Source organism: Legionella quinlivanii (assembly GCF_003265995.1).
Taxonomy (GTDB): Bacteria; Pseudomonadota; Gammaproteobacteria; order Legionellales; family Legionellaceae; genus Legionella_C; species Legionella_C quinlivanii_A.
The window spans coordinates 19,804-34,615 of the sequence record NZ_MVJN01000010.1 but is presented as its reverse complement, the minus strand read 5'-3'; the positions used below and the strand labels follow the sequence as shown (position 1 = coordinate 34,615).

The following is a 14,812-nucleotide window of genomic DNA, read 5'->3' as shown; positions in this document are numbered from 1 at the left end:
CTCTTAATTAGATGATGAGATTTGATAAAGGGCACGTAATTGGCTTAATATTTTTTCCAATTTATCCCAATTGGCTTGAGTTCCCTCTTTATCGTTTGCATCCCCTGTTTTATCAAGACGAGTGGCCAATTGCCCTACATAACTTAAATTTGTTTGTAATATTTTTTTCTGCTCTTCAGATAAATCCTTGCTTAAAGCAGGCAGTGCATTGACTAAATCGCGAATAGCAAAAGCATGCTCATGAATGGAGGTGAGTTGATTGTCTTTTAATGCCTGATTAATCGACACCGCTTGCTCATCAATGGCTTTCCAAATGGCTGGGATAGTTGATGGAATGGTTACTTTGGACGCTTCGCTTGTATCGGCAAAGAGTTCTATAGGTATTGTCCAAATAAAAAAGCTCATTATCAAACTAAACCACTTTAACTTACGGTTGCATTGTTTTTGGTTCATGGTGTTTCTCCTTATTGGTTTCATCTAAAGATTGATGTCTTTCCCGCCATTGTTCAATGGCGTTATAGACCGTGGGAACAACAAACATATTGAGCACGGTTGAAGTCAATAGCCCTCCCAATAGTACTTGTGCCAAAGGACGCTCTAACTCTTTACCGGCGGGTGAACCCCAAAGGAGCGGGAAAAGACCAAGGGCTGCGGTAGCCGCTGTCATAAGTACCGGCACTAATCTATCGAGTGTCCCATCAATGACCACTTGCTCTCGAGTTTTTCCCTGCAACCGCAATTGATTGTAGTGGCTCACTAAAATAATCCCATTGCGTGCCGCAATCCCAAATAAGGTAATAAAACCAATCATGGCTGCCACACTCATCTCACCACTGGCGATAAAAAGTGATATCACCCCACCGATTAACGCCAAAGGTAAATTAAACATCACCAATAAAGCTTCTCTTAAGGTACCAAAGGCTTTATGCAGTAAGACCAGCATAATGAAAATAACTAAAGCACCAAAGGTAATAATCACTTTAGAAGCTTGTTGCTGGCTTTCAAATTGCCCGCCGTATTGGATAAAATAGCCTGCGGGTAGTTTTATTTTTTCCTGTACCTCTTGTTCTACATCAGCAATGACACTGCCTAAATCTCGTCCTTGTACGTTAAAGCCAATGACCAATAACCGCTGCACATTCTCCCGATTAATGGCAAAGGGTTGGGGCTCTACTTTAATATCAGCCACAGCCCGCAAAGGCACTTGACCAGAAGTTCCCTCGGCTTGGCCATGTGCGTCAATCAACATGTCTTGAATGGCTTTAATGCTATCTCGTCCAGGTTTATCCATACGAAGGTACAAATCAAAGGTACGCTGTCCTTCCAAAACATTCGAAACACTGACTCCATTTAAAAGTACTTGTACGTCTTCAGAAATTTGCCCTACATTGACCCCATAACGTGCCGCCTTTTCTCGGTCAATTTTAATGATGAGTTGCGGTACATTAATCTGCTGCTCTTTATTGACATCAACAACACCCGGAACAGATTTTAAAACAGTCTCTAAAGATTGACCTAATTCATTGAGCGTCGTTAAATTATCACCAAATAACTTCACCGCCACTTGGGCACGAACCCCTGAAAGCACTTCATCCATACGATGGGCAATGAACTGACCCACATTAAACATCGCACCTGGAATATTGGCTAAATCAGCACGAATTCGTCGTAATAGCTCATCAGGTGGCATCGATTTGTCTCTAGTAAAATCAAGTCGGACATCAAATTCGCTGACATTAGGGGGTAGCGCATCTTCATCCAACTCACTGCGACCTGCGCGTTGGGAAATCGAGATGACTTGTGGGTAGCGCATTAAGGATTTTTGCACCTGTTGTCCCAAACGCATCGACTCTTCTAATGAAGTTCCTGGCAATGTGCTCATAGCAATAATGAAATTTCCCTCATGAAACTCCGGTAAAAAGGACTTACCAAAAAAGGGAAGTAGGGTTAATGCAAACAAAAAAGCAGCCAGTGCCATCACAACCACAGCTTTAACATGCGATAAAGACCAGTGCAGTGCTGTTAGAAAATGCCTTTTAAGAAACAGGACAAACCGGGTTTCAGACTCTTTCTCATGCTCCGTTTTTTGCTCTACCCCATAATGACGCTCACGCTGAGATAAGCCATGTAGACTCACTTCAGAGTCTTCTGCTTTTTCTTTGCCACGAACCAATAAAAGGTAACAAAGCGCCGGAACCATGGTAATCGATACCACCAAAGAACCCAAGACAGAGGCAATATAGGCAATGGCCAAGGGGCTAAAAATACGCTCAGCAATCCCTGATAAAAAGAAAATAGGCAAAAAGACAAGGCTAATAATAATGGTGGCATAAACAACCGAACTTCGTATCTCAAGTACCGCATCAAACACCACTTCAATGGCAGGTAAAGGATGGAGTTCTTGACGGTTTACTCTTAAACGGTGCACCACATTCTCAACCGTGATGATGCCATCATCTACGACCTCGCCAATCGCAATGGCCATCCCACCAAGTGTCATTGAGTTAATCCCAATGCCAAAATAGTGAAGCACCAATAAACCAATGACAAAGGATACAGGCATGGACAGAAAGGTAATAAATGAGGCACGCCAATTCATTAAAAACACAAAAAGCACCGCAATGACAATGATTGCCCCTTCAAGAAGAGCGCGAGATAGATTATGAATCGCTGATTCAATAAAATTGGCTTGACGAAAGACTTCCGTTTCTAACGCCACCCCTGCGGGGAGAGTGAGTTTGATGTTTTTTAGCGCTTGCTCCACTTTAGCCGTGGTTGTCACCGTATCGGCACCATAGGCTTTGGAAATGGTGCCAATCACCGCGAGCTTTCCATTGTAAGCACCATCACCGCGCTTTATTTCACCACCAAAAGCAACGGTAGCTACATTATTAATCGTGATAGGAATTCCTTTTCGTACCACAATGGCGGTTTTTTTAATGTCTTCTAAGGACTGGATTCGCCCCATAGTTCCGACCACAAGCTCGCTACCGGCTTGGTGAATAAAAGCGCCAGGTACGTTTTGATTCGCAGTGGTTAACGCCTGGCGTACTTCTTCGATGGTAATCCCATAAGAAAGCATGCGCTCAGGAATTAAACGCACTTGGTATTGCTTGACCTCCCCACCAAGTGACACGACGGCCGCAACCCCACCTAATGCTAGAATTCGGGGTCTGATGGTCCAATCTGAAATGGTGCGTAATGTTTCAGGACTTACCGTATCACTGATTAAGGCATATTTGACAAGCCAACCCACTGCAGAGGTTACCGGTAACATCACTGGAGGATTAACCCCGGGTGGGAGTCGATTACTGACTTGTTGAATACGTTCATTTACCAGTTGTCGATTACGGTAAATATCCGTTCGGTCATCAAAAACCACGGTAATGGTGGATAAACCTACCGATGTTTTAGAGCGAACACTGGCTACACCTGGTGTGCCATTAATCGCACTTTCCAATGGATAAGTAATTAGCGTTTCCACATCTTGGGTGGCCATGCCCGGCGCTTCGGTTTGCACCACCACCTGTGGAGGGGCAAATTCCGGGAATACATCTACTGGCATTTGTTTTAAGGTGTAACCACCTAAAAGACACAGCACGAGCGTTAAAGCTAAAATCAAAAGGCGATTATGAAGCGACCAGGCAATTAAGCGTGTAAACATTAGTGAGGCTCCTTATCACCAGATTTTTTAGTGCCGCCACCACTTAGAGATAATGTGTACAATTCTCGATTACCCTGCGTGACCACCTCATCGCCAGGAACTAAACCTTCTTTAATTTCAGTATACTTATCATCACGAGCCCCAAGGCTAACCACCGTCCTCTCATAGGCTGTGCCATTCTTCACAAACACAAAGGTGGCATTATCAATTTCCAGTATGGCGTTATTAGGTACCGTAAGTGCTGCCTGAGTAAATCGTAATACCACGTTGGCACGTACAAACATGCCGGGTTTTAATAATCCCTCTTTATTATCAAGACTAATTTGGACGTTCACGGTGCGCGTTAAGGGATCTAAATTTGGTTCAACAAGCGTTATTTTTCCAGGAAAAATACGCTTGGAATAACTTAAAACATGCACATTCACATCCAACCCTACTTTAATCTTGCCCAAATCCTCTTCATACACTTGAACAATAGCGAGCACTTGCTCACGATTACTGATGTGAAATAAAACGGTGTTGGGTTCTACCGCTTGCCCCAAATTCACATTGCGTGCATCAATAACACCTGAAATAGGCGCTTTTACCGCGACACTAGGTGGAGGATCACCAACTAGGCGAGATTGTACCGTGGCCAATGTTTGGCCTTTGGTGACACTGTCCCCAAGATTGCTCACAATATCAGTCACGGCACCACTAATACGCACACTGACATCGGCCTGTGCATTGGGCAGTAATTGGATTTGACCATTTAATGCTAACAAGTCAGCCATGGGGCGCGGCGTGGCTTCGGAGACCTGAATATCCAGCATTTTGGTTTGTTCAGGAGTTAATGTAACCGACTGGGCTGGGCCTGACGTGCTGACTTCAATTTCGTCTCCATGCGCCATTAGCAATGACGAATGAAAGAAAATACCCAGTAAAACAATAAACCACACTCTTTGGCGGATGGAGTTAAATGTATGAATCATTTGGTCACGTCCTTTGTTAAGGATAAATACGAGCAGAATCCGTTTGTATGGGGTGCTCCAATAGCCGTACATAAGGCAACATAAGATTGAAAATATTGGCCAATGGTCGTTAAGTAGGCCATTTGTACATCATTTTGTTGCCTTTGCACCTGCAAGACATTCAAAAAAGAAACTTGTCCATTTTGATAGGCTTCACGAGCAAGTTTCACGTTTTCAAGCCCTAAACGAAGGGAGGTGCCTTGCGTTTGCGCGACACTAGTTTTAAGAGCATTAAGCTGGCCATAATTGCTCGTAACCTCTGTTTCAATCGTGAGATTTAAAGCATCTACTGAGATCATGGCTTGAGTTCCAGTTGCGGAGGCCTCCATAATTCGCCCTTGATTGCGATTGAGTAAAGGCAGAGGAATGGATAAGGAAACCCCTAATGTGCGATCAGCTGGTTGCGGTAACCCGCCTTCCACAACGATTTTATCTTGTTGCACTCCAGCACCAAGAGTCCAATCAGCAAAGCGCTCAGCTTGGGCTAAACGTCTATCGGCCATGGCGCGTTGTCCAGCAAGTAGCAAAGCCCTCCTGTCAGGACGATTACTGAGGGCGTGATTGATTAAGTTTCCTAATGGAGGAATGCCTTTTGCTATCCTAATCGTTTTTTTAACGTTCAGTGGCGAATTGGGTGTTTGACCAATGAGTTGATTTAAAAGGGCATATTGGCTAATTAGCTGACTTTTTAACAGTTGTTTTTCTTGAGTAATACGTGCGTATTCAATGCGAGCCGAATTATCATCCAATTTAGAAATTTCAGCGGCATGGTAGCGATTATGAATAACACGCACCAACTCTTGATTTATCTTTTGTAAATAATTTAATTGTTGCATGCGGTTCTCTGCGATGACCACCGCATAATATGCATTAGCAACTTTGGCACTTAACTGCCGGGTCGCCTCAAAAACCTCAGCCTGGGCGCGAAGAATATCAATGCGTGCCACTGTTTTTTGCTTGGCAATACGACCTGATATGGGAAAGGCCTGGTTAAAGCTGATACTTCGCGAATATTCACCCTCGTTATTAAATAATCGGTCGTCGTTGTTATTTAAATTAATATTGGGATTTGACCATAATCCTGCTTGTACCAAGCGTGCCTCGGCAATAGAGATGGCAAAACGCGCTGCTTTTAAATCCTTGTTCTGTTGAATTGCCAGTTGTGTCAGCTCTTTGAGATTCAACGGGGATTTTGCATGTGCTAATACAGGCATTAACAGTGTCAGCCCTATCACAAAATACTTAAAACCCCTTTTCTGATTCATCATGTACATTCTGTCCCTAATATTAATTAAATTAATTTAATTATTTTTCCTATCATGTCAGCTTCTTGCGCAAACGCAAAGCATTGGCAATCACCGACACAGAACTTAATGCCATGGCAGCACCAGCTATCATAGGATTTAGTAATAAGCCTGTAAATGGGAAAAGAACACCTGCCGCGATGGGCACGCCCAGCGCATTGTAAATAAAAGCAAAAAAAAGATTTTGATGGATGTTCTTTACTGTATGCACCGATAATTCATAAGCCTCTACCAGTTTATTTAAATCACCTGCTAATAAGGTAATGCCGGCACTTTCAATTGCTACATCACTTCCGGTTCCCATCGCAATACCAATATTGGCTTTTGCCAAGGCAATGGCATCATTCACCCCATCACCAACCATGGCAACCACATGCCCTTCCTGTTGCAATTGAGCAATCATATTGCTTTTTTCATCGGGCAAGACTTCGGCAATAACCCTTTGAATACCTACTTGTCGAGCTACTGCTTTGGCATTAATGGCATTATCACCGGTGAGCATAATGACTTGTATACCTTTTTTGATAAGCGTGGCGACAGCATCGTGGCTTGACTCTTTAATGCGGTCAGCGACCACAAAAACACCTGCGAACTGCTTATTAACTGTCAAATAAATCAAAGTAGCCCCTTCTTCTTGGGCCTTCAACGCCGCATCAGGAATTTGCTCGGCAGGAACCAAAAGCCACTGTGCATTACCAATGGCAACGCTTTTTCCATCGATTTTTGCTTGAGCGCCTTTTCCTCTAACTGCAATAAAATCCGTAGCTTCTCTTAAAGTAATTTGACGTGTTTGCGCTTCATCACGTAGTGCTTTGGCTAGTGGGTGCTCACTGTGACGCTCAAGAGATGCCGCGAGACTCAAAAGCTCCTGTTCTTGCCAACTAGCAATTGGAATAACTTGGGTTAACGCCGGATGACCTTGGGTCAATGTTCCTGTTTTATCGACAACCAGGGTGTTGATTGTTCTTAATTGCTCCAAAGAAGCAGCGTTTTTAATTAAAATACCGCGTCGTGCGCCTTCTCCTATCCCAACCATAATGGACATGGGGGTTGCAAGACCCAAAGCACAAGGGCATGCAATGATTAATACGGAGATGGCAGCGATTAAGCCATAACTTAAGGAAGGCGAGGGGCCTACTAAAAACCAAACAAGAAACGCAATCAATGCGATTGCTAAAACAATAGGCACAAACCAAGCAGAAACAGCATCTGCCAAGCGTTGAATAGGGGCCTGGCTGCGTTGGGCCTCACTGACTTGGGAGATAATGCGGGCAAGTAACGTGTCTTTGCCTATGTGTGCTGCTTTGATAACAAGGCTTCCTTGTTGATTCAGTGTCCCACCAATCACCGTATTGCCAACTTCTTTGGCGACAGGCATAGGTTCACCTGTGAGCATGGATTCATCCACATCACTTTGACCTTGAATTACTTCTCCATCAACCGGGATTTTTTCACCAGGGCGTACCAGCAATCTATTACCTACCGTTACTTCATCAAGAGAGATGTCCTCCTCATTTTCGCCGTCATTTAATCGATGAGCAATTGTTGGACTTAAATGAAGCAATGCACGAATGGCATCTCCGGTGCGCTCACGCGCTTTTAATTCCAACACTTGGCCTAAAAGCACCAAAGTCGTAATCACTGCTGCAGCTTCAAAATAGACTGGCATCATGCCATCGCCTTGCATATGCAGGGGAAGTAGTTGTGGAAAAAGAACGACTGCCAAGCTATACCCCCAGGCAACACCAGTGCCCAAAGCAATCAGGGTAAACATATTCAGATGATGGGTGCGAAGAGACTGCCATCCTCTTAAAAAGAAAGGCCAACCACAGCCCCAAACCACCAGCGTTGCAAGTATAGCTTGAGTCCATAACGATAGAGACATTGGAATTAATGGGCTTAACCAACGCTCACCCATGCTCAAGAAAATGACTGGAATACTTGCTATAGATGCAATGATAAAACGCCAGAACATATTGTGATACTCGGGATTTCTTTGTTCTGTTATGCTCACCTGCTCTGGCTCCAGCGCCATACCACATAGTGGGCAAGTTCCTGGTTTGTCTTGGCGGATTTGTGGATGCATAGGGCAGGTGTAAATTACATGATCTGATGTTATCTCAAATTGGGACATAGGTGCATGATGATGCTGATGAGCACAACAACTATGCCCTTCTTTGTGGTGTTTAGCATCCTGGTTTTGTGTATTCATCATCCACCTCAGTCGTATTTTTTTAGTAATGCCATAATCTCATCCATTTTTTCCTGACGCGACTCAGAAGTTCCATGGCAGGCGACCTCATTAAGGCAGTTTAAAACATGGCGCTCAAGCACACCCAATTCAATAGTTTTTACTGCATTACGAACAGCGCGTAACTGAGAAAGGATATCCACGCAGTAGCGTTGTTCTTCAATCATCCGCTTAATGCCTTCGAGTTGTCCGGTTACTCTATTAAGTCGAGACAACTCTTCATGATGCTTAGGGTGTTTTGACATATAATTCTCCAATATACCCCTATAGGTATATACCCTTGGTGGGTATATTGTCAAGAAAAATGCACCATTTTTAGTCTGAGGAATAATTATTGACTTCAAACTTTCAATAGGAAATTGGTTTAATTTGGTTCTTGTAATGCTTTCTATTTGTCTTTAATCGAGAAACTTCCCGTCGCACATGGTTATCAAATTTGAATCCTTGCCGCTCCAGGTGATCATGTGCATTATCCGGCAATAACACTTGACCTCTTCCGGTGAGCTGAACCAGATCGCATTTGGACAGGTTTCGCAAGCTGTTGTGATCTTTGGCTGGCGAGCCTTGTCTAATGCTGAAAGAGTTGGGCTTTGTGCTACCCCTTCTCTTTCCAGTGGCTGTTCCAGCAGCCTCATGGCCTCCTGAAGTTCTTCCTCGATGGCTTTGTCGGTTTGCTCTTGATTGATCATGGGATTTCTCCTGTTCAAAATTTAGTTTTTGACGTTGATTTTCCAAATCCAAATCAGCAAAAGTGATTGGCATTTGATATTGAATAACAATCTGCAAGATAATCTTTTTAAATAATGGAGACCCATTCACACAAATACAGTCACCATAGCGCTGCCTTGCCATTTCCAAGGCTCGTTTAAGCGCAGGAATAGACCCGCCTTTAGAAATGATAATTTCCTTTCCATTGTCCCTAATAATACTGTTATCTTTTTTATAAATCTCCGTACCTTCTTTAGTAACCAAGTCGATTTGTCCAAAATTTAAAGAGGAAGAAAAAGAAGGGCCTGATCCTGATATGGTGTAATCATGTTTATTTTTACGATTACGATACCGCATTGCCATTAAAGCATTTTGGTCACCGCCTTGTGCTTTTTGTTTCAGCCAGTCAGCCCAGGTTTTGTTTTGATAAGAATCTAATAACTGACTACGTTCTTTTGCATAATTTTTTCTTATGTTCTCAATCTCATTAAGCAGCGTTTTGTTTATATGTTGATAGAGGTACTTTTTCTGTACTTCAGAAAGGTTCATTAACTTCAAAGCCGCTCGTTTAATTCGTCCTCGCTTTTTCGCCTTTTCAATAAGTTTTGTTTTGGCCTCACGCAACTTTTTAAGCTTGTCTGAAACGAAACTTTTATTGTGTGATTTTTCATGCTGATATTTAGCATAGAGATTGGTGCCAAGTACCTTTTTATTTAATGGTTCATAATGATAAACATTTGATGCAGTTCCATCGTCTTCTGGGTGCGATGGTACGAATGAACCTAGCTTGGATTCGAGATTTTTTTTAGCAAAAATTCTGGAAATTGAACTTGCTTTAACAGTAAGCCCTTGGACATTGCAGAACACAAAACCATTGGCTTTAATTCGAATTATCAACCCATGTTCTGTCAAAATACTATGAATCTCCTTCCAACTACTGGCAGCCTCGATTTTTTCCTTACAATAGCGTTTCATCCAATTAATTAAGCTTTCAATACCTGAATGATGCTCCATATCGTCAGCAAGATTTTCTGAATGGTTTTTACGGGTTTGATGATTGGTTATTTGAAGACCTAATTCAATTTCTAGCTTGGATGCGACTTCAGCAAAAATCTTATATGCCCTGAAAGGTTCAATCATATTAAAGGTTTGAGGATGAATTTTATTAATCGCAACATGAATGTGAAGATTGTCTGTGTCATGATGAACAACTGAGATTCTTTGGTGTTCTTTAAATCCAATCGATGATGCCACTGTATCTTCAATTTCCTGTAAAATTTGAGCCGAAGGGTTTTCTCCTGGAGCAAAAGAAATAAGCATGTGATACGTTTTATCTCCAGTCGCTCTTTGGTTTTTAGCTTGCGTAGCCAAAACCTCTTGAACAGCCCAAATGGGATCGATACTGTTACAGTTTGATAACCTGACCTTGCCCACTCGCTCCTGTTTATTTTGTTGATTACATAGGTATTTAACAAGACCTGAAAAACTACTAAGCCTTGTTTTCTTCATGGGAATATGGCGAATAATCATAATTTTTTCACCACTTCCAACATTGCATCCTGGGTAGCTTGAATACGATTTAATAATGTTTTAACTGTTTGGAGGTCAAAATGTGCAACGCGTTTATCCTGAGTCAGCCATAGTTTTAACAGTCCACCGAGCCGTCCTAAGTCTCCATTTATCTTGGCTAGTTGCAGCACATAATCCTTATCAACACTACTTTGAATTTGATAACCGAGACTAATCCTTCTTAAATACTCGGCAATTGAAAGCCCAGCTGTGGCTGCATTCGATTTAATCTGAGTTTCTTCGGAAGGCAAAACAGGTACGCGAAGATGGCGACCATTTTTTCTGGTGGGTGTTTTAAGCTTCTCGTCCATAAGGATGCCGACCTCTTAATTAAGTGGTTATGCAATCCTTTGGGTATTGATTTGACCTTAAAACATAGGGTTTTCGTTGAGTACCGAAGGTGCGAATAAGACTTGTGAGGTTTGGTAGCCAGCTTGCTGGTTAGCTAACTTCACCTATCTTGCCCTGCGTTTTAAGTTCATCTAATAGCATACTATCAGGTAATTTTATGTAATTACAAGGCTATTTGTTTTGAAACCAAATTAATTTCTAATAATTACCAATAATTACGATAAATTACATATTGATGCGTTTTAGAGAAGGTTTAATTACGCCAAAAGGAAATAAAATAACTCGATTTATTGCACAGCAACAAAATAGTTTGTACTATCAGAAAGAGAACAATAATAAGTTGATGGTATGACATGGGAAACTCCCTCAGCGAACGAATCGCAGCAAAGCAAATGTTAAGAAAAGCCTCTGCTAAATCTGTAAATAAAGCCGCATTTCTTGCATTAAAAAATGATATCGCTTCAGCACTAGCTGATGGCTGGTCTATAAAGCTTGTCTGGGAAACCTTAGTTGAAGAAGGCAAAATCTCATTTTCATATAAAACTTTTTGTGGCTATGTAGCACGTTTGATTGCTGCAGAAACAAAGCCATCTATGCAGGAAAAAACCAAGGATGATGAAAAGGCTAAAAGTAAGGCAAAAACCGAAATTCGCGGCTTTACTTTTAATCCCAAACCCAACTTGGAGGAACTCTTGTAATGGCAAAAATACATATCACACTGCAGGGAAAAGGTGGTGTCGGCAAATCATTTATTTCAGCAACCACAGCTCAATACAAACAGCACAAAGGCCACACACCGCTTTGCATTGACACTGACCCTATCAACTCCACCTTTCATGGTTTTAAAGCTCTAAACGTTGATCATATTCAAGTTATGAGTGGTGATGAAATTAACCCCCGTCTTTTTGATACGCTCATTGAAAAAATTGCCTCCACAACTAATGATGTAGTCATTGACAACGGTGCCAGTTCTTTTGTACCGCTATCTCACTACCTCATCAGCAATCAAGTTCCGGCTTTGTTAAAGGAATTAGGCCATGAAATGGTGATTCATACTGTCATAACCGGAGGCCAAGCCTTATTCGATACCATTAATGGCTTCGCACAGCTGATTAACCAGTTTGCAAATGAAGCTCAGTTTGTTGTCTGGCTCAATCCCTATTGGGGAGCCATTGAACATGGAGGTAAAGCATTTGAACAACTGAAAGCCTATCTAGATAATAAGGACAGAATATCAGCCTTAATTCAAATCCCCGATCTGAAAAAAGAAACCTATGGCCGAGATTTAACCGAAATGCTGCAACAAAAGCTGACCTTCGATGAAGTGTTGGGTACGCCAGAGAAAAGCATTATGACGCGCCAACGCTTAAAAATCGTTCGAGATCAACTGTTTGGACAGCTGGATAGCGCCAGGGTGATCTAATGTCAGAAAAACTGGATAAAATCATTCAAGACATCACTGTCAAACATGGTGTACTTTTGGGTAAAGACGATCCAATCCTCATGCTTCAGACTATGAATGTGCAACTGATTGAGGAAAATCGGAAAGCTCATCAGGATTTGCTGGCACAGTTCCGAGAGGAAATGGAAAGCATTTCCTCTCAATGGAAAGATGATGCCAAAGAAAAAGCTGAAAAGGTTCTCAATACAGCATTAGCTAGTAGTAAAGAAGCTATAACCAGATTGCTGCACGAATCTACTAAAGAATCGGTTCAAGTTATGAAGAAACTGATCTCGGATTCATTGATTGAGGCCCACTACTTCACACAAAAGACACAGAAATTCAGTCGATTTGCATTGGTATATTCAGCCACATTGTTTGCTGCCTCTTGTGTGTTTCTCTTGCTATTTTGTAAATAGGTTTCATCGCAAAAGAATTCATAAATCTATCTATTGCCCCAGATTGGGGCTTCTTATTTTTATCAACTAAACTTAATAACATGAATATTTAAACCAATACTGATAGAGACAGGGATGGCAAAGCTCCTAACTAAATCAAAGTTCAAAATGGCTTTAGAATGCCCAACTAAGCTCTGGTATTATGATCGACCTGATGAATATGCAAATATACAAGATGATGACTCTTTTCTAAAAGCATTGGCTGAAGGTGGTGCTCAAGTAGAAGCATTGGCAAGATGTTATTTTCCAGATGGCATATTAATTGAGAGCTCAAGTACAACGGAGGCACTAAACAAAACTCAATTGTTAATTCAAAGGGATTCAATAACTGTATTCGAGGCCTCCTTTCAATATCAAAACTATTTTCTGCGTGCTGATATCCTGCAAAAAACACCAGAGCATATCAAAATAATTGAAGTTAAAGCAAAATCAATTAGTAAAAAAGATGAATCTAAGATGGCAACTAAAAAATGGCAGCCATATATTGCTGATATCGCTTTTCAAAAATGGGTTATGCAGCAACTCTACCCATCCTTCACCATAAGTAGTTATTTAATGCTTGTCGATAAAGATGCTATCTGTCCAACTGATGGCTTAAATCAAAAGTTTTTGGTACAAAAAGATAGCAACAGTAAAGCTATTGTTACATTAACATCACCAGTGACGGAAGAAGATTTATCGATAAAAATCCTAAGAGAAGTAAATGTTGACCATCATATCGAATTATTTTGGCAAGAAAAAAATGACGAACAACAAACGGTAAAAGAGCAGTTTCACAATTTCAGCAAAATGTATTTTAGTGAGCAGAAATTCACTCCTAAAGCAAAAAGCGAATGTGGTGATTGCCAGTTTAATACAAAAGAATCAGACAAATTCCTATCTGGTTTTAAAGAATGTTGGCGTGAATCATTAGGGTACAAAGAAACAGATTTTAATGACCCTACAATTCTCGATTTATGGGATTGCCGAGATAAACAGAAATACTTTCAGCAAGGGCTAATCAAGCTAAAGGATATTAACGAAACAGAATTCAAAATAAACGAATCGGATAAGTCAGGTATTTCGAGAACAGAAAGGCAATGGCTGCAGATAGAAAAAATTAAAACTCAAGACAATAGTGTATGGATTGATCAAGAAAACCTAAAAACTGAAATTAGTTCATGGCGATATCCCCTTCACTTTATAGACTTTGAAACAGCTATGCTGCCAATTCCTTTTAATAAGGGTTCTCGTCCTTATCAAGGTATCGCCTTTCAATTCTCACATCATACACTCAATGAAAACGGTCAAGTTTCCCATGTTGGCCAGTATCTGAATTCTGAACCTGGAGTTGATCCAAGCATCGAATTTGTTCGCCATCTAAAAAAGGAATTAGAAAATGATGATGGGACAATATTTCGATATAGTAACCATGAAAACACCTATCTCAACTCTATTCTTGAACGACTAGAACAAATGATTGAACCTCCTAATGATAAAGAAGATTTATGCTCTTTTATACGCTCCATCACAAAATCACCATCTGATAGAAAGGTAAAATGGGAAGGACCGCGTTGTATGGTTGATATTTTGGAATTAGTTAAACGTTTTTATTATGATCCTCTAACCAATGGTTCTAATTCAATTAAACAAGTATTTCCTGCTATTTTAAATCGTTCAGATTTCTTACAAGAAAAATATAGCCAACCAATCTATGGAGCCTTAAAAGGAATTCAAAGTCATAACTTTATAAATCAATGCTGGATAGTTAAAGAAAATAATCGAATAAAAGACCCCTATCATTTGTTACCACCAATTAATAAAGATATCTCTGATGAAGATGCTCAATTTCTATTTGATAATGAGGACTTAAAAGAAGGTGGCGCTGCAACAATAGCCTATGCAAAGTTACAGTTCACCAATATGAGTAATTCTGAACGAGAAGAACTTAGAAGTGCTTTATTGAGATACTGCGAATTAGATACATTAGCCATGGTTATGATCATTGAGGCATGGCAACATATGCTTCAAACTTAAATACTTATTATTAAGCCACATATTTGGGACTCGTATTTTT

General features: G+C 41.0%; 12 protein-coding genes. 4 read left to right on the top strand and 8 right to left on the bottom strand.

Going from position 1 to position 14,812, the window contains the following annotated elements:
• Window positions 1-3: 3 nt before the first annotated feature.
• The 8 genes from B1207_RS12845 to traJ all read right to left on the bottom strand — a co-directional run bounded on the left by B1207_RS12845 (window position 4) and on the right by traJ (window position 10,817).
• Window positions 4-453 carry a hypothetical protein gene (locus B1207_RS12845; RefSeq protein WP_018576428.1) on the bottom strand — a complete coding sequence of 150 codons (450 nt, stop codon included), beginning with the start codon at window positions 451-453 and terminating at the stop codon, window positions 4-6.
• The gene (locus B1207_RS12840) at window positions 428-3,664 is read right to left on the bottom strand and encodes an efflux RND transporter permease subunit (protein WP_018576427.1); all 3,237 of its coding nucleotides are present in this window, start codon (window positions 3,662-3,664) and stop codon (window positions 428-430) included. The genes B1207_RS12845 and B1207_RS12840 overlap by 26 nt, the downstream gene beginning before the upstream one ends.
• Window positions 3,664-4,635, bottom strand: a complete 972-nt coding sequence (locus B1207_RS12835) for an efflux RND transporter periplasmic adaptor subunit (RefSeq protein ID WP_018576426.1) — start codon at window positions 4,633-4,635, stop codon at window positions 3,664-3,666. Before B1207_RS12835 ends, B1207_RS12840 begins: the two co-directional genes overlap by 1 nt.
• Complete coding sequence (locus B1207_RS12830; protein WP_018576425.1) at window positions 4,632-5,948, bottom strand: TolC family protein; 1,317 nt, start codon at window positions 5,946-5,948, stop codon at window positions 4,632-4,634. The genes B1207_RS12835 and B1207_RS12830 overlap by 4 nt, the downstream gene beginning before the upstream one ends.
• Window positions 5,949-5,991: 43 nt before the next feature.
• Entirely contained in the window at window positions 5,992-8,190 is a 2,199-nt protein-coding gene (locus tag B1207_RS12825) for a copper-transporting P-type ATPase (protein WP_018576424.1), read from the bottom strand.
• Between the two features lie 8 nt (window positions 8,191-8,198).
• Window positions 8,199-8,474: a metal-sensitive transcriptional regulator gene (locus B1207_RS12820; protein WP_018576423.1), complete on the bottom strand. Its 276-nt coding sequence runs from the start codon at window positions 8,472-8,474 to the stop codon at window positions 8,199-8,201.
• Window positions 8,475-8,577: 103 nt separating this feature from the next.
• Window positions 8,578-10,467: a TraI/MobA(P) family conjugative relaxase gene (gene traI, locus B1207_RS12815; protein ID WP_112220346.1), complete on the bottom strand. Its 1,890-nt coding sequence runs from the start codon at window positions 10,465-10,467 to the stop codon at window positions 8,578-8,580.
• Window positions 10,464-10,817 carry a conjugal transfer transcriptional regulator TraJ gene (gene traJ, locus B1207_RS12810; protein WP_018576421.1) on the bottom strand — a complete coding sequence of 118 codons (354 nt, stop codon included), beginning with the start codon at window positions 10,815-10,817 and terminating at the stop codon, window positions 10,464-10,466. The genes traI and traJ overlap by 4 nt, the downstream gene beginning before the upstream one ends.
• Before the next feature lie 393 nt (window positions 10,818-11,210).
• Here traJ and B1207_RS12805 point away from each other — a divergent pair, with 393 nt between their 5' ends.
• The 4 genes from B1207_RS12805 (at window position 11,211) to B1207_RS12790 (ending at window position 14,772) form a co-directional block, all read left to right on the top strand.
• Complete coding sequence (locus B1207_RS12805; protein ID WP_061639008.1) at window positions 11,211-11,555, top strand: TraK family protein; 345 nt, start codon at window positions 11,211-11,213, stop codon at window positions 11,553-11,555.
• Window positions 11,555-12,280, top strand: coding sequence for an ArsA-related P-loop ATPase (locus B1207_RS12800; protein ID WP_112220345.1), 726 nt, complete (start codon window positions 11,555-11,557; stop codon window positions 12,278-12,280). Before B1207_RS12805 ends, B1207_RS12800 begins: the two co-directional genes overlap by 1 nt.
• Complete coding sequence (locus B1207_RS12795) at window positions 12,280-12,717, top strand: conjugal transfer protein TraM (RefSeq protein WP_112220344.1); 438 nt, start codon at window positions 12,280-12,282, stop codon at window positions 12,715-12,717. Before B1207_RS12800 ends, B1207_RS12795 begins: the two co-directional genes overlap by 1 nt.
• A gap of 114 nt (window positions 12,718-12,831) precedes the next feature.
• On the top strand, window positions 12,832-14,772 hold the full coding sequence (locus tag B1207_RS12790) for a DUF2779 domain-containing protein (protein ID WP_112220343.1): 1,941 nt from the start codon (window positions 12,832-12,834) through the stop codon (window positions 14,770-14,772).
• Window positions 14,773-14,812: the final 40 nt, after the last annotated feature.

Coding starts and splice junctions, on each gene's coding strand:
- B1207_RS12805 (WP_061639008.1), top strand. CDS start 11,211: ATGGGAAACTCCCTCAGCGAACGAATCGCAGCAAAGCAAATGTTAAGA.
- B1207_RS12825 (WP_018576424.1), bottom strand. CDS start 8,190: ATGAATACACAAAACCAGGATGCTAAACACCACAAAGAAGGGCATAGT.
- traI (WP_112220346.1), bottom strand. CDS start 10,467: ATGATTATTCGCCATATTCCCATGAAGAAAACAAGGCTTAGTAGTTTT.
- B1207_RS12795 (WP_112220344.1), top strand. CDS start 12,280: ATGTCAGAAAAACTGGATAAAATCATTCAAGACATCACTGTCAAACAT.
- traJ (WP_018576421.1), bottom strand. CDS start 10,817: ATGGACGAGAAGCTTAAAACACCCACCAGAAAAAATGGTCGCCATCTT.
- B1207_RS12790 (WP_112220343.1), top strand. CDS start 12,832: ATGGCAAAGCTCCTAACTAAATCAAAGTTCAAAATGGCTTTAGAATGC.
- B1207_RS12830 (WP_018576425.1), bottom strand. CDS start 5,948: ATGTACATGATGAATCAGAAAAGGGGTTTTAAGTATTTTGTGATAGGG.
- B1207_RS12845 (WP_018576428.1), bottom strand. CDS start 453: ATGAACCAAAAACAATGCAACCGTAAGTTAAAGTGGTTTAGTTTGATA.
- B1207_RS12800 (WP_112220345.1), top strand. CDS start 11,555: ATGGCAAAAATACATATCACACTGCAGGGAAAAGGTGGTGTCGGCAAA.
- B1207_RS12835 (WP_018576426.1), bottom strand. CDS start 4,635: ATGATTCATACATTTAACTCCATCCGCCAAAGAGTGTGGTTTATTGTT.
- B1207_RS12840 (WP_018576427.1), bottom strand. CDS start 3,664: ATGTTTACACGCTTAATTGCCTGGTCGCTTCATAATCGCCTTTTGATT.
- B1207_RS12820 (WP_018576423.1), bottom strand. CDS start 8,474: ATGTCAAAACACCCTAAGCATCATGAAGAGTTGTCTCGACTTAATAGA.